This is a genomic window from Nosocomiicoccus ampullae (genome assembly GCF_001696685.1).
Classification (GTDB): Bacteria; Bacillota; Bacilli; order Staphylococcales; family Salinicoccaceae; genus Nosocomiicoccus; species Nosocomiicoccus ampullae_A.
In genome coordinates this window covers 137070-158770 of the sequence record NZ_MBFG01000002.1, presented here as the reverse complement: position 1 = coordinate 158770, position 21701 = coordinate 137070, and the positions used below count along the sequence as shown (strand labels likewise).

24 protein-coding genes and 1 pseudogene are annotated in these 21701 nt (G+C 34.7%); 19 read left to right on the top strand and 6 right to left on the bottom strand.

Annotated elements, in window-relative coordinates:
- The first annotated feature begins 558 nt into the window (after positions 1–558).
- The 9 genes and pseudogenes from BBS29_RS02575 (at position 559) to BBS29_RS02535 (ending at position 9272) form a co-directional block, all read left to right on the top strand.
- Complete coding sequence (locus tag BBS29_RS02575; protein WP_068128751.1) at positions 559–2058, top strand: RNA-binding domain-containing protein; 1500 nt, start codon at positions 559–561, stop codon at positions 2056–2058.
- Positions 2059–2381: 323 nt separating this feature from the next.
- Complete coding sequence (locus BBS29_RS02570) at positions 2382–3146, top strand: HNH endonuclease (protein ID WP_068128748.1); 765 nt, start codon at positions 2382–2384, stop codon at positions 3144–3146.
- A gap of 140 nt (positions 3147–3286) precedes the next feature.
- Positions 3287–4099: pseudogene (locus BBS29_RS02565) on the top strand (aminoglycoside phosphotransferase family protein); the annotation flags it as partial.
- Between the two features lie 143 nt (positions 4100–4242).
- Positions 4243–4659, top strand: a complete 417-nt coding sequence (locus tag BBS29_RS02560; RefSeq protein ID WP_068128745.1) for a PH domain-containing protein — start codon at positions 4243–4245, stop codon at positions 4657–4659.
- A 38-nt stretch (positions 4660–4697) separates the two neighbouring features.
- Positions 4698–5639, top strand: coding sequence for a methylated-DNA--[protein]-cysteine S-methyltransferase (locus tag BBS29_RS08640; RefSeq protein WP_084778787.1), 942 nt, complete (start codon positions 4698–4700; stop codon positions 5637–5639).
- Between the two features lie 46 nt (positions 5640–5685).
- A complete protein-coding gene (locus BBS29_RS02550) occupies positions 5686–7107 on the top strand; it encodes an AlbA family DNA-binding domain-containing protein (RefSeq protein ID WP_068128743.1) in 1422 nt (473 codons plus the stop codon).
- Positions 7108–7337: 230 nt separating this feature from the next.
- Positions 7338–7637, top strand: coding sequence for a DUF2089 family protein (locus BBS29_RS02545; RefSeq protein ID WP_068128741.1), 300 nt, complete (start codon positions 7338–7340; stop codon positions 7635–7637).
- Positions 7637–7927, top strand: coding sequence for a hypothetical protein (locus BBS29_RS02540; RefSeq protein WP_083314940.1), 291 nt, complete (start codon positions 7637–7639; stop codon positions 7925–7927). The genes BBS29_RS02545 and BBS29_RS02540 overlap by 1 nt, the downstream gene beginning before the upstream one ends.
- A 154-nt stretch (positions 7928–8081) precedes the next feature.
- Entirely contained in the window at positions 8082–9272 is a 1191-nt protein-coding gene (locus BBS29_RS02535; RefSeq protein WP_068128736.1) for a chromate transporter, read from the top strand.
- Here BBS29_RS02535 and BBS29_RS02530 read toward each other — a convergent pair.
- Both BBS29_RS02530 and BBS29_RS02525 read right to left on the bottom strand, forming a co-directional pair.
- The gene (locus BBS29_RS02530; RefSeq protein WP_068128734.1) at positions 9256–10209 is read right to left on the bottom strand and encodes a hypothetical protein; all 954 of its coding nucleotides are present in this window, start codon (positions 10207–10209) and stop codon (positions 9256–9258) included. The two genes, BBS29_RS02535 and BBS29_RS02530, sit on opposite strands and share 17 nt — an antisense overlap.
- A 1-nt stretch (position 10210) precedes the next feature.
- Complete coding sequence (locus tag BBS29_RS02525) at positions 10211–11047, bottom strand: hypothetical protein (protein ID WP_068128732.1); 837 nt, start codon at positions 11045–11047, stop codon at positions 10211–10213.
- A 206-nt stretch (positions 11048–11253) separates the two neighbouring features.
- Here BBS29_RS02525 and BBS29_RS02520 point away from each other — a divergent pair, with 206 nt between their 5' ends.
- The 6 genes from BBS29_RS02520 (at position 11254) to BBS29_RS02500 (ending at position 14926) form a co-directional block, all read left to right on the top strand.
- The gene (locus BBS29_RS02520; RefSeq protein WP_068128730.1) at positions 11254–11445 is read left to right on the top strand and encodes a hypothetical protein; all 192 of its coding nucleotides are present in this window, start codon (positions 11254–11256) and stop codon (positions 11443–11445) included.
- Between the two features lie 4 nt (positions 11446–11449).
- Positions 11450–11620, top strand: a complete 171-nt coding sequence (locus tag BBS29_RS08335; RefSeq protein WP_168162128.1) for a hypothetical protein — start codon at positions 11450–11452, stop codon at positions 11618–11620.
- Between the two features lie 206 nt (positions 11621–11826).
- Positions 11827–12723 carry a nuclease-related domain-containing protein gene (locus BBS29_RS02515; protein WP_068128728.1) on the top strand — a complete coding sequence of 299 codons (897 nt, stop codon included), beginning with the start codon at positions 11827–11829 and terminating at the stop codon, positions 12721–12723.
- Between the two features lie 1116 nt (positions 12724–13839).
- Positions 13840–14139, top strand: coding sequence for a DUF4298 domain-containing protein (locus BBS29_RS02510; RefSeq protein WP_068128726.1), 300 nt, complete (start codon positions 13840–13842; stop codon positions 14137–14139).
- A 36-nt stretch (positions 14140–14175) separates the two neighbouring features.
- Positions 14176–14688, top strand: coding sequence for a hypothetical protein (locus BBS29_RS02505; RefSeq protein ID WP_068128724.1), 513 nt, complete (start codon positions 14176–14178; stop codon positions 14686–14688).
- 4 nt (positions 14689–14692) lie between these two features.
- Entirely contained in the window at positions 14693–14926 is a 234-nt protein-coding gene (locus tag BBS29_RS02500) for a hypothetical protein (protein ID WP_068128722.1), read from the top strand.
- 23 nt (positions 14927–14949) lie between these two features.
- Here BBS29_RS02500 and BBS29_RS02495 read toward each other — a convergent pair whose 3' ends face one another.
- The gene (locus BBS29_RS02495) at positions 14950–15948 is read right to left on the bottom strand and encodes an NAD(P)/FAD-dependent oxidoreductase (protein ID WP_068128721.1); all 999 of its coding nucleotides are present in this window, start codon (positions 15946–15948) and stop codon (positions 14950–14952) included.
- Between the two features lie 91 nt (positions 15949–16039).
- Here BBS29_RS02495 and dinB point away from each other — a divergent pair, with 91 nt between their 5' ends.
- On the top strand, positions 16040–17113 hold the full coding sequence (dinB, locus tag BBS29_RS02490; RefSeq protein ID WP_068128782.1) for a DNA polymerase IV: 1074 nt from the start codon (positions 16040–16042) through the stop codon (positions 17111–17113).
- A gap of 49 nt (positions 17114–17162) precedes the next feature.
- Positions 17163–17915: a type I methionyl aminopeptidase gene (gene map, locus BBS29_RS02485; RefSeq protein ID WP_068128719.1), complete on the top strand. Its 753-nt coding sequence runs from the start codon at positions 17163–17165 to the stop codon at positions 17913–17915.
- 41 nt (positions 17916–17956) lie between these two features.
- Here map and BBS29_RS02480 read toward each other — a convergent pair whose 3' ends face one another.
- The 3 genes from BBS29_RS02480 to BBS29_RS02470 are packed head-to-tail and all read right to left on the bottom strand — an operon-like array spanning position 17957 to position 20085.
- Positions 17957–18514, bottom strand: coding sequence for a beta-class carbonic anhydrase (locus tag BBS29_RS02480; protein WP_068128715.1), 558 nt, complete (start codon positions 18512–18514; stop codon positions 17957–17959).
- Positions 18511–19716, bottom strand: a complete 1206-nt coding sequence (locus tag BBS29_RS02475) for a YihY/virulence factor BrkB family protein (RefSeq protein WP_257009074.1) — start codon at positions 19714–19716, stop codon at positions 18511–18513. The genes BBS29_RS02480 and BBS29_RS02475 overlap by 4 nt, the downstream gene beginning before the upstream one ends.
- Before the next feature lie 48 nt (positions 19717–19764).
- On the bottom strand, positions 19765–20085 hold the full coding sequence (locus tag BBS29_RS02470) for a hypothetical protein (protein ID WP_068128714.1): 321 nt from the start codon (positions 20083–20085) through the stop codon (positions 19765–19767).
- Positions 20086–20232: 147 nt separating this feature from the next.
- Here BBS29_RS02470 and BBS29_RS02465 point away from each other — a divergent pair, with 147 nt between their 5' ends.
- On the top strand, positions 20233–20430 hold the full coding sequence (locus BBS29_RS02465; RefSeq protein ID WP_040928250.1) for a DUF1128 family protein: 198 nt from the start codon (positions 20233–20235) through the stop codon (positions 20428–20430).
- A 13-nt stretch (positions 20431–20443) separates the two neighbouring features.
- Entirely contained in the window at positions 20444–21670 is a 1227-nt protein-coding gene (locus BBS29_RS02460) for an aminopeptidase (RefSeq protein ID WP_068128711.1), read from the top strand.
- Positions 21671–21701 lie beyond the last annotated feature (31 nt).

Here is a 21701-nt window from a genome sequence, read left to right as displayed (position 1 = left end):
AGATAACGATGTTACAAATAATTATTTGCTCCCAAAAGATATCATATGGCTCAGAGACTTTGGCTAAGACTAAAAATGGTATAACCAGTGGACCTAATCCCCTATACGGTTCATGTAGAGACGGTGGTATTACTTGTGAAAAGCACAAAATAAATTACAAAGACCTTTACAATAGCTATCGAATAAGGATGAATGAAGTGAGGAAATGATTAGAGACAATGAACCGCTAAGTGTGTGGTAAAGATTCAAAAGGTTGAAAAATGAATCGTATAAGGAGACAGGGTTCTTGGGCGCTTACCAGATGTCTGAGGGTCCTGTTTTTAACTTTTAAGTGCATGCCGAACTATGTTACAGAATGGGGGAGTGCATAGTTCCGTGTCTCTCTTTTTGGTATAATGATTTAGAAGTAAATAATCGTGAGTGAATCGTGCGAAAATCGTGCGAACAAAATCGGAAAATCTTGTTTTGATGCGGTTTGTTATGAAAATAATCGTGAGTGAATCGTGCGAAAATCGTGTAAGATTCTAACCAATATAAGTGCAGTAATGGAGGGTTTAGGTGAAACAATCTGAAATACTAGGAATTGTTGAAGGGAAATATGTAGAGTTAAAAAGAGCTAAAAACAAAATTCCCGATTCTTTTTGGGAAACATACTCCGCATTTGCAAATACAGATGGTGGTATTGTTATTTTTGGTGTGGATGAAAAAACAAAGCAAGTTGTAGGTATAGATCAACCAGAAAAAATGAGAGATGATTTATTTAATATGGTGAATAATCCCCAAAAAGTAAGCATCAATCTCATCAACGATAATGATGTGAAAATTATAGATAGTGATAATGGTGTTCAAATTATGATGATAAAAATATCGGAAGCACCTTATCAATCGAAGCCAGTTTATTTAAAGGGAAATCCTCAATTAGCTTTTGAACGACTTGGAGAAGGTGATAGACGATTAACTCCGGATAAATATAAAGAGTTAGTTGTGGGATCTCAACCTGAGACAGATAATGAGCTATTAAGCAATTATGATTTGTCGGATTTATCCGTTGATGATTTAGAAGTTTATCGAACGGCCTTATATGAGCAAACAAAAAATGAACGATATAGAAGTATGGATTTCAAAGATTTATTAATCGAAATCGGAGCGTTTAGAAAGGATAGACAAGGTGACGGTCAGTATCACTTAACAGTGGGAGGGTTGTTGTTTTTTGGGAAGTACACAGCAATTACAGATAGGTTCCCAGGGTTTCAGTTAGATTATTTTGAAAAAGAATCCTCATTGGACGTTGATTGGAAAGACCGGATTTCATCAGGAGATGCAGGGTATCCCCAATTAAATGTGTATAGTTTTTATCGAATGGTAATGGCTAAATTGAGTACCACATTAAAAGATGAGTTTATTTTGGATGAAGATACAAAATCTAGACTTCCATTTAGAACAGATTTATATACAGCGGTTAGAGAAGCTTTAGTCAATTCGCTAATGCATGCCTATTACGATTCAAATAGTCCAATAGTGATTACAGCTTTTCCAGATTACTATGAATTCATTAATCCTGGTAAAATGAGAATAACAGAAGAGGATTTTGTGCATGGAGGGCATTCGGACATCAGGAATCATACCATGTCTAACATAATGCGAAGAATAGGTGTTTCGGAGAAAGCCGGTAGTGGAGGCCCTCGAATATTTGATGTTGCCTCTAAATATAATTTAAAACTTCCAGAGGTAATTAGAGAACAGTATAAAACGACACTAAGAATTTGGAAAGTTGATTTAGAAAAAACTTTTGAAGATTATACAGATAATCAGAAAAAACTATTATATTTTCTAGTTGAAAATCAAGCTATTTCTAGAGCGGATGCTAACGAACAACTTAAAATGGATAATTATACCTTTAGGACTACTATTAACGAACTGTTAGAAAAAGGTGTGATTGAAATCATGGGCAAAGGAAGAGCAACAAAATATATTCTGAAAAAATCCTCCTTAGAACAGTCCTACAGCATGAAAAGAATTTTAAGGATTGTTGAAGATAGGATTACTAAGACATCATAGAATAAATATGTAATTTCCATCCTAACTACCTAATCACACACTCTAAATCACTTTGTAACTTAAGGTCGACACATGGTAGAGTTAGTAGCATTAGTGTTAAGAGTGGTTGAATAAAATGACTTTAAGTGTTGATGTAATAAGGAATATAGGGTTTCACCTTAGTTTGTTTTATGAAAATAAATTGGTGAAACTCTTTTTGTTATTGGTGTTGTAAGAACTAGAATTTGGGGTTAAGTTGACGGATTAGATTTTGAGTAGGACAGTTGATAGACTAGATAAGTTTACTATGCGAATTGAAAATATAAGAATGGTAGGTGGTTTATATGAAAAAAGAATTAGATTACTATCCAACAAATGCAAAAAACTATACTGTCGATGAGTGGATTCTGATGTTACAGGAGAAAGACTGTTTTACACCTTTCTTACAGGAAGCAATCTATGTTTTAGTGTTCGAAATGGATGGTAAAGGATCAGCCAAACAAATATCGGAAATTACTGGACGCCCATATCAAGTATATAATACATCTATGGCTCAAACAGTTAAACGGCTAAGAAAAAAAGGCTATACTTTTGAAACTGATTTAAGGAATAAAAGTAAAAAAGAAAGGTACTGGAGTCATTTTTTTAATGGGTATTATGAGAAGGAATTATTTATTTGGGAAGTGAAAGATTCTTTACAAGAAGCATTTATGAAATATATTGGAAAGTTTGATAGAGACGATGCCCTCACTTATGATAATGAATTAGCGAATGAATATGAAACTATAGAAGGAATGAAACGCCATCGTACTCATTATCAAATTGAACGTAATTCAAAAATCATAAATATTGCAAAGAAAGAATTTATTAAAAAGCATGGGGAACTTTTTTGTGAAGCTTGTAACTTTTCATTCGAAAAAACATATGAAATTGAATTTATTGAAGCACATCATATTTTACCACTATATATGGGAAAAAGGAGAACTAGAAAGATAGACTTAATTATGCTGTGTGCAAATTGTCATCGTGCAGTACATAATAAGAAGTGGAATGATAAGCCGATAGATGAATTTTTGGAATATATGAAAAATAAATCGATTAAATATTAATTCATATTAAATTAACTAAACGAAAAAGATACGTTGAGATGATGGCATTACTTGAAAGAAGTGAAATTTAAACAATGTCACAACTAAATTTAATTTCTAAAGAACCAATTAATAAAGGTTGATCGTGCGATAAAAAATATTGTGTTACAGCGGACGATGGTGTTAAATACTTTTTGAGGATAGCCCCCGAAGAAGAAAGTGTTAATCGTGCAGAGATGTTTCGAATGATGCAACAGCTAGCCGCTCTTGATATTTCTATGTGTAAACCAGTTGAGTTTGGAAAGTGTGATCAAGGGGTTTATATCATTGAGACTTGGGTTGATGGTAGAAATGCCGAAGAAGTCATTCCTAACCTAACTAACAGTGAGAAGTATGATTTTGGTCTTGAGGCAGGAAGAATGCTCAAAGCCATCCATTCTATTTCAGCTCCAGAGAATCAATCTGATTGGGAAACTCGATTCAATGAGAAGATGGATTCTAAAATCAAGATGTATAAGGATTGTCCCATTAAAATTGACGGAGCAGAAGATATTATAGACTATATAGAATCCAACCGTCAATTGCTTGTAAACAAACCACAAACCTTTCGTCACGGAGATTTTCATATTGGCAATATGATGATTGAAAATAATAAGATAGTTATAATTGATTTTAACCGTTACGATTTTGGTGATCCTTGGGAAGAGTTTAATCGTATTGTATGGTGTGTTCAAGCTTCTCCAATATTTGCTTCAGGCATAATAGATGGATATTTTGATAATGAAGTACCGATGGAATTTTGGAAGTTACTTGCCCTGTATATTTGCAGTAATATTCTGTCCTCCATACCGTGGGCTATTTCATATGGGGGAAGTGAAGTACAAACGATGCTTAACCAAGCAGAAGATGTATTGAATTGGTATGACAATATGCGTAATCCTATTCCAACTTGGTATATTAAAGAAAAAATTTAATAGATGTCTTAAGCCCGGATTGATATCCGGGCTTTTTTGTCGTGTAAAAAATATAACAGTACAATTATAAATACAAATGGTAAACTATAAATTAACTATAGATCACAATTTTGTTTTTCGTTTAATATATTGGAGGTGAAGTGTTGAACTTTAAATCTAAAAAAGATATTTGGCTTGCTGTGTCCATTTGGGGAGTAATTATTTTAATGTTTTTTATGATGATAACTGAGCAAAATATAGTGGTATATATTGTCGGAATATTAAACAATGCACTACTATTATGGCTATGGTTTGGTACAAGTTATAAAATTGACGATGAGAATCTTATAGTTAAAAACGGACCTTTTAAAAGTACGATAGATATTAAAAGTATTAAAAAATTACGAGCTACAAAAACATTATTAGCAGGACCAGCATTATCTATCGATAGAATAGAGATTCAGTATAAGAGATATGATTCCGTAATTGTATCTCCTAAAGAAAAGAACAAGTTTATTGAGTCTTTATTAAGCAAAAATAAATCAATTAAAGTTGATGATAAACTTTATCCAGATAATTAATAAAGCTAAACGAGTATACTTCATGTGGAAGGATTGAGATGATGACTAAATATTATATTGCATATGGTTCCAATTTACACCTTGAACAAATGGCGAAAAGATGTCCAACTGCTAAAGTGGTTGGCAAGAGTGAAATTAAAGATCACACACTTACTTTTAGAGGGACAGATAACCGATCTTTTGCAACAGTTGAACCGTGTAAAGGTGACAGTGTTCCGATTCTCGTGTGGCTTATTGCACCGGATGACGAAAAGGAACTTGATATTTATGAAGAGTACCCAGATTTATATAGAAAAGAAGTAATGGAAGTTATTGTTGATAATCAACCAGTAAACGCGATGGTCTATATTATGAACGAAGGCAGACCACTAAATCTGCCGAGTAAAGAGTACTACTTAACAATTCTAGAAGGGTACAATAGTGCAGGGTTTGATGTTGAATATTTAAATATTGCAATGGAAAACTCAGTTGAAAAAATGAATAATATTAAAAAGAATACACGGTTAGATTATGCTGTATATGAATTTCCATTTGGCTTATTAAAAATAGGCTATAAGAAAAGTGTTCTAACAATGGTGAAGAAGATTGATGAAACAAGCGATTACGGCAGAAAGACAGAGTTTACTGAACGTGTATACCGTGAAATTATGGAATATTTGAATGGTGAACGAATATCTTTTGATATTACTTATAATCTTGAGGGAACGGATTTTCAAAAGAGAGTTTGGGAAGAAATCGCGCGTATACCTTACGGTGAAACACGTACATACAAAGAAATTGCAACTAGAGTAGGTAACGTAAATGCGAGTCGTGCCGTAGGAATGGCAAATAATAAAAATCCAATAATGATAATCGTTCCGTGCCATAGAGTTGTTGGAACAAACGGAAATCTCATCGGTTATGCAGGTGGAATCGAAATGAAAAAAGAACTGCTAGATATGGAAGAGAAGGTTATAATGGAAGTCGTAAGGAAACATTAAATAATATTATACTTTTTTAAATTGTTTAAATGAGAGGAGGATTATTTTGAACCTAAAGGATTACATTGGTGAGACCAATTTCTATGATAAAAAAGAAAGGTTAGAAGTAAAAAGGCCTAAATCATGGCTAAAATCTGTATCTTCTTTTGCAAATGGAAAAGGTGGTAAGTTAATATTTGGAGTTGAAGAGGATAATACAGTTCTTGGTCTCGAGGATTACAAAATGGATTCAGAAACTATTAGTGAGATCATAAAAAATAAGATGGAGCCAAATCCAGAATTTGATATGGAAATAATCGAAATTGAAAACAAGTTTATATTAATTTTAAGTATTTCATCAGGGAAAAACACACCTTACTTCGTAGTTGATAATGGCTCAAGAATAGCTTATAAAAGAATAGGTAATCAGAGCGTTCCAGCGAATAACTTAGATTTATTTAACCTAACACTAGAAGGAGAACACCTTAGCTATGATTTACTTAGGACAAGTAAGAAATTAGAAGATGTTACGTTTCATGATTTAAGTTTAGAATACAAAAATAGGACGAGAACAGAATTTCATAGTACAGATTTAAAATCGTTTGGACTTGTTAATGATGATAACACTATAACAAATGCAGGATTGTTGTTTGCAGATGGTTATCAAGTTTATCAATCTAGAGTGTTTTGTACAAGGTGGAATGGTTTAACAAAAGCCAACGGTAGAATAGATGCTATAGATGATGTTGAGTTTGAAGGAAACTTAATATATCTCTTAAAAGCAAGTTTAGACTTTGTAAAAAGAAATATCAAAAAAATGTGGATAAAAGGACCTACTTTTAGAGAAGAATATCCAGAGTATCCCGAAAGAGCGATACAAGAAGCACTTGTAAATGCTTTGATTCATAGAGATTATTTAGTAACAGGAAGCGAAGTACACATAAGCATCTATGATAATAGAGTGGAAATATTTTCACCGGGTGGAATGTGTGATGGTACTTTTGTTCAAGATCTTAATCCTTTAAACATTTCTTCGACAAGAAGGAATCCAATTATAGCGGATGTATTTGCAAGACTAGGTCTAATGGAAAGACGTGGATCAGGTCTTAGAAAAATAATTGAATCTTATAAAATAGCGGGAAATTATGACGAAAGACTTCATCCAGAATTTACATCTACAGAAACATCTTTTACAACCATACTTTGGAATATGAATTACAATAATGAGAATGTCACCCAAAATGTCACCCAAAATGTCACCCAAAATGTCACCCAAAACAATCAACGAAAATTAAAACCAAATGATAGGCGTAAAAGAATTTTAGAAATATTAAAAAACAATCCAAAAGTAACTGCTTTAGATTTGTCGATTCAATTTAAAGTGACAGAAAGAACAATAAAAAGAGATTTGAAGATTCTAACGGATAAAGAAATAATAAAGTATGTTGGCAGTGCTAAGGATGGACACTGGAAGTTAATAAATGAATAGTAAATAATATAGATATAAAATTACCATGAGATCTAACATTTCTATGAGAGGAATGTTGGGTCTTTTTCTTTAAGATAGCCAACTTGAAATGAAGCAGCTACATATTTAATTAGCTAAAATTAATCTTATTTAATTAAAAGTAAAATAAAAATTTAACTTTATTAAAGATTTATTTTACAAAATTAAACATACATGATAAGATTTAATTAGAAATAAGGAGGTCGAGTGCTGTGGAAAGAGATAACATACCAAATTGGATTTTATCGTTAGAGCAAGAAGACTTAGAGTTTATAAAAAAGTTTACGTTACTCTCGGGCTCTTTGAAAGAAGTCGCTAAAATGTATGATGTATCATATCCGACAGTTCGCATTAAGCTAGACCGTTTAATTGAAAAAATTAAATTGCACGATGAAATTGAAAATGAAGATTTTATCAGTTTTATTAAACAGTTGTCAATTGATGATCGAATTGAATTAGAAGAAGCAAAGTTAATTATTGAAAAGTATAAAAAAGAAAGGAAGAATTCATAGTGTTTGGTTTTGGGTCAATTTATGATGTGTTAATTATAGCAGCCTTTTTAGGATTACAGTTCTTTTTAAGTACGAGACATAGTAAGTTTTGGGGGTTAATATTACCAGTTGTTTTCTTAGTTTGGAGAGGGACTATTATATTTACAACAGATGTAAATGTTTTAGCGGAGGTATTAATTACAGCAGTCGGACTTCTGTTTCTACTTGGTCAGTTTAGCGCTGGTAGAAAACAAGTTAAAGAAAGACAAAAGAAAGAGTTAGAAAAAATGACGTCGCATGATCTAAATTAATTTAGATCATGCTTTTTTAATATATAAAAGTATACATGGTCTCTTCAAAAATCTTTGTAAAGATTATGTAAATATAAAGTTTAATTGACTGGAAACAGATAAAATAAACGATAACTATCGATGCTAGATTATATAGTTTTTAAAGGAGAGAGTGATGAATAAAGATAAACGTAGTAGTGTGAAGTCACTTTTAGAAATTTTGATTGTATCTACGCGTCTCGGTTTAACTTCATTTGGTGGGCCGACTGCACATCTCGGTTATTTTCACGAAGAGTATGTCCGTAGAAGAAAATGGATGGACGAAAAGAGCTACGCGGATTTAGTTGCATTATCTCAGTTTTTACCAGGTCCCGCGAGTAGTCAGGTTGGAATTGGTATCGGTGTGATGCGTGGAGGTGTTCTCGGTGGAATCGTATCTTTTATTGGGTTTACACTCCCGTCCGTACTTTTACTGATTTTATTCGCTTTATTTTTAACAGAGTTTGACGTTGCAAATGCCGGGTGGATTCACGGGCTAAAAATTGTTGCAGTTGCGGTCGTTTTACATGCAATTATCGGTATGGCAAAAAGTTTAACGCCAGACTTAAATCGAAAAGCACTCGCTTTATTTGCGTTAATTATTACACTGCTTTGGCCGGCTGCTTTTACTCAAGTTGGTGTGATAGTAATTGCTGGTGTAATCGGGTTTTTAATTTATAAAAATCATAACAAAGATGAAGTACTAAGCACTAGATTTCCAATAAGTAAAAGATTTTCAGCGGCTTGTCTTATTCTGTTTTTCGGATTGCTCGTAATGTTACCGGTTATAAGAGAAACGACTGGATCATACTGGATTGCGATGTTTGATAGCTTTTATCGTTCAGGCGCATTAGTGTTTGGTGGAGGGCACGTCGTGTTACCACTATTAGAACAAGAATTTGTACCGACAGGTTGGTTAAGTGAAGCGGAATTTTTAGCAGGTTACGGTGCCACTCAAGCAGTACCTGGTCCACTTTTTACATTTGCTGCGTATATCGGTGCAGTGATGAACGGATGGCTAGGCGGACTCATCGCAACGATTGCGATTTTCTTACCCGCATTTTTACTGATACTCGGCGCGTTACCGTATTGGGATCAATTACGAAATAACCCGAACATTAAAGGGGCGATCATGGGTGTGAATGCCGCGGTTGTCGGAATTTTAATCTCAGCGTTATACCATCCGATTTGGACGAGCTCGATTTTAACACCAATTGACTTTGCATTAGGCGCGATATTATTTAGTATGCTTACATACTGGAAATTACCACCATGGATTGTCGTGTTGACTGGAGCTGTTGGTGGGATGTTTATTCATCTTCTATGAATTGAACCATGAATATATCCGTATCACGGGGAAGGTAGATGATTTCTGCCTTTCCTTTTTTAAGTTCATGTAGTTCTGTTAAACTGATGACATTTTTAATTCGCTTCGTTAGTTTTTTACCTTCGTCTGTTACATACTGGATGCTAAAAAGCACTTGAGGTTGTTCGTTTACGTGAAGTCCAGTTTGAGAGTAACTGAGAATTTCACCTTCGACAGTTTTTCCATATAATAACAATTCTCCAAACTCTTCTTCAGAATTAAAAGAAATGAGTGGGTGGTATCTCATGACGATATCGAAACTACTCGAAAGTTTCAGTAATATTCTTAAAAGGATAATCCCAGAAATCGGTGCCCATAGCCAAGACGTTACTGGACTTAAAAATCTCCAGCCGTATCCGTCATTTTGAACGTAATACGTCACTATAAAAAATCCAATCATATAGACGATGTTAAAAATAATCCACACCGAAGCAAAAGGACTCGTCTTCGTTTCGTATTCTCCGTCATTAAGAGTAAACGGAGGCTGAAAACCGTTTTTATTTAACTTTAAATCAATCGTTTTACCTCTTTCAAAACGGTGTTCGTGTGGCTTTGAATCGACAACTTTTACATATGATTTTACGGAATTTCCTGCTAAATTTAAAAATTGTACGAGCAACTTTTTAGAGATTTCGTTATTGTTTTCTTGTATAACCTCTTCATTTAATATATCAGCGTGTACGAGTTGGCCTGAGTACCTAATATCCTCATGTTGCGTCAATAGTTTTTGTGGTCTCGTTACCAATTTATAAATCATAAATGTTTGTACGAGATAAAGTACAACCCCGACAACTAAAAGAATCGTCGCAACGATTGAAGTAGTTCGAATGACTGGTAAGTATAAGAAAAATATCGGAAACACGTACATAAAAAAGAATATGAGTAGTATAAATATCATGTTAAATCCTCTCTTTCTTTATGAGATTGCCCTTATGGTCAAAAGTTAAGTGATAATCTTCTCTCGTTCCTATAAGTTGTGTGTTAAACGAGACATCATTTCCATCAAATCTCGATTGGATCGTTGAGATATTATTATCGTTAATAATCGTGGTTGATTCATCGTATTCGCCCATATCTTTTAAAATTTCTATTAACGTATCTACAATTTTTTCATAGCTATCAAAATTAAATTGAGACACTTGGATCGATGCAGTGACAGGATCGACATCTTCCTTTATTTTTTCAGGGATGATACTCCATGATCCGATTGACATATTATAATAATAAAGGTCAACATGTTTTGTATTATTTGGATCGACAACATACACGTATAGACTAGTAGAATTCAGCATGATACGCCCTTCATACACGTAAAATTCACGTGTACCGACAAGTTCGAAAAGAGATTCCATAATTTCATCGCGTTTGTCACGATTTGTCAAAAGATTATTTGATTTGAAAACATTGATAATTTCCATGATTTCTTCTTCAGACAAATAACGATTGATATTTTCTTCTTTTAAATACATATCAAATTGTCGATTGATTTCGACATCAAACTCGGTACCATACTTTTCTTCTGCATCTTTAATAATGTCTGATGAAGTGATGACTTCATTGCTCTCGTCTAAAAATATCCTTTTAACTTTATCGGTTAACGATTGTTCACTGTCTTCTTTGTTCAATTTTTCAGGACTTTTTCTGAACGTGTCTTCAATCGCCTGTTCGACCGCTTGACAAGAAGTTAAAAACAGAGCAGCTACAAAGTTCAGCAAAATGAATCGTGTTTTATTCATTCCTTATCTCCTTGAGAATGTTTATTTAAAATATGTATATTATTTACTTACTTATAATTTTAGCACCCTGAAACCATTGAAATAAAGCGATTTATAGAACATTTACAAAATCTTTACAATATGAAACGAATTGATGTAAAGATGAAATCAAAGTGTTTGAAATGTATAATGAATAGTAAGTAGAAGAGTGTTAAGGAAGTGTAAAGATGAATGTTAAAAAGTTCTTCGTCATTTTGTTTATAGCATCACTCGTAATATTTTTAGGTGGATTTGTGTTTAGTTATTATGAAGCACTTCGTCCACTAAAGCCGTTTTATTATGTTTTTACGTTTGTAGTAATTATCGTTATACTCGTCTTTGGATTTAGAGGTCTGTATAAAACGTTTGAGGAGGATTGATAATATGAAATTTAAATGGCTATTCGTTTTATTGTTTGTCGCATTCGGTGGAACGATTCTATTTTCAAATATTGATATGTTAATTCCATACAGAAAAATGTTTTTATTTGTAGTATTGCTTTTGTTCATAGTAGTATTTATTACAAGTATTTTTAAGTTAAAGAATGAAGCCTGAACTTTTTTGAGTTCAGGCTTTTATTATGGAAACAATAAATTATCATTATTGCCACTTTTAAAATATGGCTAGGTTTTTAATCGATTTATAAAAAATAGATGATTAAATGATTTAGATTTTAAAGAATGTAATGATTTCCGTGAATTTATGGTGTTTTTGTATTTGCCTGATATGAGTTAATGTATGTCTAAAAAGGAGTTTTTACTATGAAATCACTCGTACATAGACAACTTGATGCGCTGAAATGGAGAATGGATTTAACGAATGAGCAGTTATATTATTTGGAAAATTTAACAAGAGGCTACAGCGGGGAAGAGGAGTTTAAAGGTTTCTTGATGAATTTAGTTGGTGAGAGTGCCTGTATACTCACAGATTTTACATTTTCAGTCGATGGAGTAGTTAGACAAATTGATGCACTGGTTGTGTTTCGAAACGCAATTTTTATATTCGAAGTAAAGAATTATCATGGAGACTATCTGTTTAGAGATGGTGATTTTTACAACACAAAATTCACTAGTAAAGTGAGATCACCACTAGAGCAACTGGATAATACAGTAATATTATTCAATCGTCTGACTCAAAAGGTGGGGATTACTCTTCCAATAAAAAGTTACGTCGTATTCATTGGTAAAGATTTTCATCTATATGAATCACCGCGTAGTCTTAATATAATCATGCGCGGTCAACTTAAAAAGTTTTTAAATGAATTGCGGTTAAAATATCAGCACGCAGATCAAGGTACAAAAAAGCTTGTCGAGAGTATATATCAGTTTAGACATTTAGAAGAACGAAGGTTAGACATCAACTATTCCTATGAAAGTTTAAAGAAATCTTTGTTTTGTAGTGATGATGGAGGAGAAATTATATTAAACAATCGAACGTATTATGAATGTCAGAAATGTAACGGGAAAACTCCAATAGAAGCGGTCATCCTACAAGCAATTAAAGATTTCCAAACACTATTTCCAGAGTTGAAAATAACAATTTCTAATCTCTATAATTTCACAGGAGAGAAAATCTCAAGATATCACTATAGAAAAGTGTTAAATTCGCATTATCAGCGAGTAGGTAATGGTCGCGGTGTTCAATATATAGAGAAATAGCTGATTAAGAGTAGCTCGGTTTTTCATCTTGTAAAATTAACGAAGGTGCTTTTAACGGAAACGCCCTTTGTGTAAACGAAATAAAATTAATTTTACACAACTGCGAAATACGTTAAAGGGTGCCTAGTTAATTGCACACAAAAACTCTAATTGTCAACGAACGCGCAACGATTTTAACATAAATCGGATTTGCGTAAAATTAAACTGAAAACGGTCCTGTTGCCACTAATTTTTAAGATGAAAAACAGTTATACAGCGGATCGGTTTTTCATCTTGTAAAATTAACGAGGGTGCCTTTAACGGAAACGCCCTTTGTGTAAACGAAATAAAATTAATTTTACACAACTCTCGAATACGTCAAAGGGTACCTAGTTAATTGCACACAAAAGCTCTAATTGTCAACGAACGCGCAACGCTTTTAACACAAATCGGATTTGCGTAAAATTAATCCGAAAACGGTCCTGCTGCCACTAATTTTTAAGATGAAAAACAGTTAAACAGCGGATCGGTTTTTCATCTTGTAAAATTAACGAAGGTGCCTTTAACGGAAACGCCCTTTGTGTAAACGAAATAAAATTAATTTTACACAACTGCGAAATAAGTTAAAGGGTACCCAGTTAATTGCACACAAAAGCTCTAATTGTCAACGAACGCGCAACGCTTTTAACATAAATCGGATTTGCGTAAAATTAAACCGAAAACGGTCCTGCTGACACTATTTTTTAAGATGAAAAACTGTTAAACAGCGGATCGGTTTTTCATCTTGTAAAATTAACGAAGGTACCTTTAACGGAAACGCCCTTTGTGTAAACGAAATAAAATTAATTTTACACAACTCTCGAATACGTCAAAGGGTACCCAGTTAATTGCACACAAAAGCTCTAATTGTCAACGAACGCGCAACGGTTTTAACACAAATCGGATTTGCGTAAAATTAATCTGAAAACGGTCCTGCTGCCACTAATTTTTAAGATGAAAAACAGTTAAACAGCGGATCGGTTTTTCATCTTGTAAAATTAAACGACCCAAAACCTAAACTCAACCAAAAATCATAGAACAATTCACCGACTCTTAGTGGTATACTTAAATTAATTCTATTGTATAGGGTGTGTTTGCATGAAAAAAGATGTTATTCGTTATGAAGAGATTTTAAACCGTAGTGCAGATCTTAAGGATGAAATGCAAAATCTCCTTCAAAAGTTCGAAGCGAACTTAGATGAATATAATGCACTGAAAAATTATTATGGTAGCCAGGAATATTTAAATGACCTCGAGGTGTCGAATACGACTGACGAATACGATGATATTAACCAAGGTGTACTGTCTGAAGATGCAGTGTTTAACCTAATTGGTGAGATGTATCACTTAAGTGTTGATATGCTAGAAATTGCTGCGAAATATTTAAGAACTCATTAATATAACCGAATTGAAATAAATTGAGGAGGGACGTTCATGAAGCATTATTATTTTGAAGTGGAGAGACGACACCGTGAAAGTCATGTCTATATTACGAACGAAGCGAGTCAGAAGATTGGTGAAATCATCTTGAACCCGCGTGAAAAGTTCGATAAGGAACATAGCTTTTTGTTTCGTTATAGAGACGGTGAAAGTTACTTTTTAGGATTACGTCAGCGCCGCTTTAAAGATATGAACGTCGCTCGTTATGAATTATTTACGGATGATGAGAAGTTTAAATTTAAAGAAAGAAAAATACATAATATAATGAATTTTCGAGTCGATGGGGTGATTGACGATTCGAACTATTCATTTACAGAACGCGTGGCGAATACGCTAGAGATGGTAAAAGAAGGTGTGACGATTGGTCGTATTACTGAAGATGAAATCGTCGTAAACGATCACACACTACGCGTTGAAGAAAGTGTATTATTTTTAATGTATTTCATGTTTAAATTATATAAACGTGAACCTGTAAGCTTTAAAAAGTACCTTTATAATATGGGGTGACATCATGTCTTTATTAGTGTTAAGTTTTATAATCCCGTTAGTTGGTGTCTTTTTACCGATTTTTATGGAAAATGATTTCGGATGGACACTGACGATTTTATTTTCAGTGCTCGGCGTACTGTTTAGTGCGACAAGCGTCAAAGAACGAAAAGATAAATGGGCGATTATTGCCTTATTATTAAACGTCGTAGCTGTTGTTTACGCAGCATATGTGACGACTCAATTTTTTATGAGCTGATAAAGTATCAGCTCATTTTTTATTTATAAATAACTATACTTATTAATATCGAGTTCAGCATCGTTAAAAATAATAGTGTCAGCAATTACTTTTCCTAAAAATGGAGCAGCTGTTAATCCGCTTGATCCGAGACCATTCGCGACGAATGTTCTTTCATCGACAAATCCAATGAACGGTAGGAAGTCTCTCGTATATGGACGGAGACCAACTTTCATAAACTGTTCCACAATTTCTATATTAGGATAAAACTCCTGAAATACGTTCAATAAATACTCCTCATTTTCTTTTGTCGGAGTGACGTCAAAGCTTTCCGTATCAATATGTGTCGTACCGATAGCAAAGTGGTTTTTACTTAAGTTAACGATGTAGTGACTTCTATGCATGACGACCGGTAGATGTTCAAAGTGACCAGAAGTTTTCACGTGTAAAATCTCAGCTTTTTGGTGGCTGACTTTTGGTTCAAAAGGTTGTTCAGCGCCGTATGCACCGGTTGCGTAAATTTTAAAATCATCATCGTTTGGAATGTATGATTCATTTTTAATCGTGCCACCGGATTTTAAATATGCATCTTTTAATGCGTTTAAAAGTGCATCGCCTTTTACTTGCATCGCACCTTCAACGAATATGTTATAGTACTTGTTGTTTAAATATTCTACAGGCGCATCTTCTGACACAGAAATCATTTCTTCGTATACGTCATTATTTTTTTGAATACCTTTCAGCGCTTTACTATATTTCTTTTCGTCGTCGAATAAGATGTACGCACCGTTACGTTCAAATGATGGATTAATTGGTGAAGTTTTAGCGAGTGTTTCAATAAACTTTGGATAATACTTCGCACTTTTAGTGACCATATCGAGCCATAACTTGTTGCGTCTTTGACTGACCCATGGACAGATGATACCAGCTGAAGCTTTAGTCGCTTGTCCTTCATCTTGTCGGTCGTACACAATTGTATCTGTATGTTGTTGTAAGTGGTAGGCGATTGACATGCCCATAATACCGCCGCCGATAATAATCATAATGATTCCTCCTAATCATATTATAACGATAAACGTTTAGATTTAAATTTAGAACAAATGTTCGATTTTTGGTATACTATTGTTGGTGAGGATAATGGAGCGACGGATTATTCATATAGATATGGACGCTTTTTATGCACAAGTTGAACAAAACGATAATCCTAAATTAAGAGGGAAACCGGTCATCGTTGGTGGGCGGTCTTTTAGCCGTGGCGTCGTTTCGACCGCGAGTTACGAAGCGCGTAAATACGGTGTGCATAGTGCAATGGCAATGAGTCGTGCGCATCAGTTATGCCCGGACGGAATCTTTTTACGTGCGCGATTTAACAGATATCGTGAAGTGTCGAGTCAAATTATGGATATCTTTTTATCGTACACAGAGATCGTTGAGCCATTAAGTTTAGACGAAGCATACCTCGATATTACGCATTTAGTGAGTAAAACTAGACCTGCGAAATCAATTGCGTTACAAATTCAACACGATATTTTTGAGAAAACGGGACTCACGTCTAGTAGTGGGATTTCATACAATAAATACCTCGCAAAACTCGCTTCAGGTATGAATAAACCAAGCGGTACAACGGTAATCGATTACGACAACGTCGACGAAATTTTAATGCACCTGGATATCGGTGATTTCCCAGGAGTCGGTAAAGTAACGAAAGAAAAGATGCACCGACTTAAAATATTTAACGGGCAAGATTTATACGACAAAGACGAAAATTTTTTAATCTTTCATTTTGGCAAAAGAGGAAGAAGTCTTTATGAAAAGGCACGAGGGATTGGAACGAATCAACTCGATTACGACCGTGAACGTAAATCTGTAGGTAAAGAAACGACATTTAGTTACGATAGAAATGACGATGAAGAAATGGTACGTGTTTTAAAAGATTTGTCAGAACAAGTATCCGTAAGACTTGAAGATAAAAAACTATGTGGACGCGTCGTCACAGTAAAAATTCGTCACGACGATTTTACAGTGCATACAAAACAAACAGGGACGAGTAATCCAATATTTCGTACAGAAGACATATATGAAGTCGCGCATCATTTGTATTACGAGTTAAAAGATCCGACGATACCGATTCGTTTAATCGGTGTCACTGTTTCGGACCTAGAAAAACGATCGTATCGGAACATGACAATATACGACTTTTTAAAATAAAATATGATTTGTTATACTATATAAATATAGAAAAAAGCGAGGGTTTAAAGTGATAGTTGAAACAGATAAAGAACTAGAAGGATTAAAAGAAATCGGTCAAATTTGTGGACGCGTATTAAAAGAGACAATCGAGTACACAAAAGTAGGGATGACGACAAAAGAAGTCGACGACTATGCAGGTGCTTTACTCGAAAAGTACGGTGCAAAAAGTGCACCGATTACTGAATATGACTTCCCGGGATATACGTGCATTAGTATTAACGAAGAAGTAGCACATGGTATTCCAGGAAAACGAGTCATTAAAGATGGAGATCTCGTGAATATTGACGTCTCTGCAATGAAGGACGGTTTTTATGCAGATACAGGTTTATCATTTGTCGCTGGAGAAGTGGATGATGAACAAAAGCAAAAAGTTATCGACGTTGCTGAACTGGCATTCGACGAAGCGATGAAAAAAGTAAGACCAGGAGCGAAGCTATCTCAAATCGGGCGTGCCGTGCATAATACAGCACGTAAACATAATATGACTGTTATTAAAAACTTAACAGGGCACGGTGTTGGATATAGTTTACACGATGAACCACAGCACGTTTTAAATTATTATGATGCATCGGATAAGACGATTCTTAAAGAAGGTATGGTGCTTGCGGTTGAACCGTTTATTTCAACGAAAGCAACTCTCGTTTATGACGGAAAAGACGACTGGGCATTTGAAACAAAAGACGGTAGTTATGTCGCTCAAAAAGAGCATACAATTATGGTCACTAAAGATGGCCCAGTATTACTCACTGAAGTAGAGTAACAAAAAGACGATCAAACTTTAAGTTTGATCGTCTTTTTCTTTTAGTAATCGTTATGAATAACTTCTACAGCACCTGTACCAGGGTCCATGACAAGACCGTGAACAGGAACATTTTTATCCATTAACGGATGTTGTTTAACAATTTTGATGTTTTCCGCTACACTTTCTTCTACGCTATCAAAGCCTTGTAACCAGTCGACGACGTCGATTCCTGAATGCATTAACGTGTTAATCACTTCTTCACTGACTCCGCGCGCGTGCATTTCTTTTAAAATCGGTTCAGGCTTTAACGCACCAAATCCGCAGTCATTATGACCCATAATGATAACCTCTTCAACACCGAGCATATATACAGCGACGAGTATACTTCTCATCGTACTGCCGTATGGGTGTGTAATCATAGCGCCAGCGTTTTTGACTTGTTTAATATCGCCATTTTTAAGACCGAGTGCTTTATAAGTTAGCTCCGTTAGCCTAGAATCCATACATGAAACGATTAGCACTTTTTTATCTGGTGTTTTTGATGTTTGATAGTTTAAATAATCTTTGTTTTCAACAAATTTTTCATTGTTTTCTAATAACGTATCGAGTAATCTCATGCTTTTTCTACCTTTTCTCTACTTCCGTCTTCATTGACGTGTAAGTATTCCTTATGCTTAATTGCGTTAATTTGAGCACCTAAAATTAATATGATACTCGTAATATATAGCCATAAAATTAAAATGATGACCCCTGCGATACTTCCGTATGTTGCAGAGTAGTTACTAAAGTTAGAAACATAGAAACTAAATCCGAGTGATGCGACGATGAAAAGAACTGTTGCAGTAATCGTGCCTGGTAATACAGATTTAATTTTCACTTTAATATTCGGTGCAAAAATATAAACGATTAAGAATGAAACGAAAACGAGTAATACAGGAAGTAAATTACTCACTAAGTTCCATACAAATTTTAACTGGTCTGCATCAACAAAACCAAAAACGAAACTACCGATTTGGTTACCGAGAATCATTAACACGAACGTACCGACAATACCGAGAGCAAGTATCAGTGTAAATACTACAGATAAAATACGAGAGACAATTCCGTTACGATTGTCTTCAACATCATAAGCGACGTTAAATGCACTCATTAACTGGTTCATACCGTTCGAGGCAGACCATAGCGTTAAGAGTAAACCGATAGACAGTAATCCGCCAGAACTACTCGATAGCACGTCGTCTAAAATTCCAGTCAGCATTCCAGAAATCTCTGATGGTGCGTATTCATTGATCAGATCTGTAAATTGAGACTGATCGACATTAAATAACGGTATGATAGTCAGTAAAAAGATTAACGCAGGGAAGATTGAAAGTAATAAATAGTACGCAAGCTGAGCTGCCATACCTGTCGTATTGTCTTTACTAAACTGGAATAACAACTTACCTAAAAATCCAGCGTCGTCTTTTACTTGAACGGGTTTATTCACTTTTGAGACGTATACAGATGATCCAGGTTTAGGAACGACTGATTGGAACGTCTGATACCCGACGAAATACTCGTGCTTTTTGTTATCTTCTTTTTGTTTTTCATTTAACTCTTTCATGAGTTTTTTCTCTTTTTTCTTTTCGTCAGCTTCGTCTTCTTTTTTTTGTTCTTTATATTCAGCCTCGGCCTTTTCTTGCTCTGTTAACGCATCTTCTTTAGCCGATGCTGTTTCGCCTTTGTTGCCTTGAGCTTTATGTTCTTTGTTGTAATCATCACCGTGCTTTAACTCATTTAAAAAATCGGTGTTACGTTCACGGTTCGTTTCTTTACTCATACACATACCTCCTATAAAAAAGAGCGCCATTCGACGCTCTATATTGTATTATTGCAGATGCTTTTGATCTTTATTTTTATCGAAAATTGCTTTTGCGTTTTTAAGTGATTCTTCAAGCTCTGGGTTGTTACGGCGAATTTCTTCGAACGTATCTTTCCAGAATAGAACCTCTTCTTTAATTTGCTCAAATTTTGATGGTTCACTTGAATTTGACGCAAATTGATTTTTTAATTCGTCTGGATGTTTTGCATAGTCAATTGCTTTTTTAGAACCTTGAATGACAGATTCTCGTGTGTTTTTATCTATTAGACTAACGAGTCCTCCGACTGCTGCACCTAATAAAACGGCAGGTAATAGTTTGTTTTTCATAATCCATCGTCTCCTTTAAATCTCTCAATACTTAGATATAACCATTTTAGCGAACATTTAAACGAAAGAAAATATAAATCGACAGTAAACGCTATTATTTGGTAAACTTAACTTTATGATAGTACGATTCGGGAGGCCTTATACGAAATGGATAAAGTACAAATGTTAAAAGAAATCGAAGAAGCTTTGAATGTCGTCAGTAAAGGAATTTTAAGTGACGAAGAATTCCCTGACGATAAAATTGATGAATTAAGAGATTACCATCGCTACATCAAAAATCAAAAACAAATTTCACCAAAAGAACAAACGATGATCATCGACGAAATTGGTAAACTTAAAAAGTAAAGGGGTACTACATATGACAAACAACAAGTTAACAAAATACGCAGAGTTACTCGTAGATGTAGGTGTAAATATTAACGAAGGTAAACGTCTATTTATTTCAGCGACGACAGATGCGTTACCACTCGTTCGTGAAGTGACGCGTGTTGCGTACGAACGCGGAGCAGCTGAAGTCGTTACGAAACTTTCTGACGATACGTTATCACGCCTTCACGCTGAAAAACGTTCAGCTGAAGAACTCGCAACAGTTCACCCGTGGATTGTAGAAGAGCGTATGCATTATAGCGACGAGCATGCTGGATTCTTAAGCATTATCTCAAGTTCGCCAGAACTACTAAAAGGGATCGACCCGATGAAACTTAGAGAAATGCAAATCGCAAATGGTAAAGCATTAAAAGATTTCTCTGCACGTGTACAATCAGATTTCCACTCATGGTGTGTCGCAGGGTATCCGTCTGTAGAATGGGCAAAACTCGTTTACCCAGATGAAACAGAAGAAGTCGCATTTGAAAAGCTATTAGATCTTATTCTTTATACAGTTCGTGCTGATCAAGACAATCCAGTAGAAGCATGGGATACGCACGATAAAACATTGCATGAGAAAGTTGATATTTTAAACGATGCGAACTTAAAATCGATTCGTTTTGTGTCTGAAGGTACAGATTTAACGATCGGTTTACCGGAAGGATATCTTTTTGCAGGGGCTTCAAGCGTTGACGCGACAGGTCGCAAATTTATGGCAAATATGCCAACTGAAGAAGTATTCACTGCTCCAGATAGAAATAACGTAAACGGATATGTAAGTAATACGTTACCGTTATCGCACGGTGGGAACATCGTCGATAACTTTAAATTAACGTTTAAAGACGGAAAAGTAGTCGACTTTGAAGCAGAAGTTGGTTACGAAATTTTAGAAAACATTTTAGAAACAGATGAAGGTGCACGTTACTTAGGTGAAGTGGCACTCGTACCGTATGATTCTCCAATCAGTAACACGAATACGTTATTCTACAACACGTTATTTGACGAGAACGCGTCATGTCATATTGCGCTCGGAAGTGCGTATGCATTTAACGTGAAAGACGGAAAAGAAAAATCACGTGAAGAATTAAGCGAAATCGGTATTAACGATTCAATTACGCACGTTGACTTTATGATCGGCGCTAGTGACACAGATATTATCGGTTTAACAAAAGATGGAGAAGAAATTCAAATCTTCAAAGATGGAGACTGGAGTATTTAAAAAGTCTATCCCACACTATTTAAAGTATGGT

Excerpts from the sequence above, each read along its gene's own strand:
- BBS29_RS02570 (WP_068128748.1), top strand. The coding sequence starts at position 2,382 with ATGAAAAAAGAATTAGATTACTATCCAACAAATGCAAAAAACTATACT.
- BBS29_RS08640 (WP_084778787.1), top strand. The coding sequence starts at position 4,698 with ATGATGACTAAATATTATATTGCATATGGTTCCAATTTACACCTTGAA.
- BBS29_RS02535 (WP_068128736.1), top strand. The coding sequence starts at position 8,082 with ATGAATAAAGATAAACGTAGTAGTGTGAAGTCACTTTTAGAAATTTTG.
- BBS29_RS02530 (WP_068128734.1), bottom strand. The coding sequence starts at position 10,209 with ATGATATTTATACTACTCATATTCTTTTTTATGTACGTGTTTCCGATA.
- BBS29_RS02525 (WP_068128732.1), bottom strand. The coding sequence starts at position 11,047 with ATGAATAAAACACGATTCATTTTGCTGAACTTTGTAGCTGCTCTGTTT.
- BBS29_RS02520 (WP_068128730.1), top strand. The coding sequence starts at position 11,254 with ATGAATGTTAAAAAGTTCTTCGTCATTTTGTTTATAGCATCACTCGTA.
- BBS29_RS08335 (WP_168162128.1), top strand. The coding sequence starts at position 11,450 with ATGAAATTTAAATGGCTATTCGTTTTATTGTTTGTCGCATTCGGTGGA.
- BBS29_RS02515 (WP_068128728.1), top strand. The coding sequence starts at position 11,827 with ATGAAATCACTCGTACATAGACAACTTGATGCGCTGAAATGGAGAATG.
- BBS29_RS02510 (WP_068128726.1), top strand. The coding sequence starts at position 13,840 with ATGAAAAAAGATGTTATTCGTTATGAAGAGATTTTAAACCGTAGTGCA.
- BBS29_RS02505 (WP_068128724.1), top strand. The coding sequence starts at position 14,176 with ATGAAGCATTATTATTTTGAAGTGGAGAGACGACACCGTGAAAGTCAT.
- BBS29_RS02500 (WP_068128722.1), top strand. The coding sequence starts at position 14,693 with ATGTCTTTATTAGTGTTAAGTTTTATAATCCCGTTAGTTGGTGTCTTT.
- BBS29_RS02495 (WP_068128721.1), bottom strand. The coding sequence starts at position 15,948 with ATGATTATTATCGGCGGCGGTATTATGGGCATGTCAATCGCCTACCAC.
- BBS29_RS02480 (WP_068128715.1), bottom strand. The coding sequence starts at position 18,514 with ATGAGATTACTCGATACGTTATTAGAAAACAATGAAAAATTTGTTGAA.
- BBS29_RS02475 (WP_257009074.1), bottom strand. The coding sequence starts at position 19,716 with ATGAGTAAAGAAACGAACCGTGAACGTAACACCGATTTTTTAAATGAG.
- BBS29_RS02470 (WP_068128714.1), bottom strand. The coding sequence starts at position 20,085 with ATGAAAAACAAACTATTACCTGCCGTTTTATTAGGTGCAGCAGTCGGA.
- BBS29_RS02465 (WP_040928250.1), top strand. The coding sequence starts at position 20,233 with ATGGATAAAGTACAAATGTTAAAAGAAATCGAAGAAGCTTTGAATGTC.
- BBS29_RS02460 (WP_068128711.1), top strand. The coding sequence starts at position 20,444 with ATGACAAACAACAAGTTAACAAAATACGCAGAGTTACTCGTAGATGTA.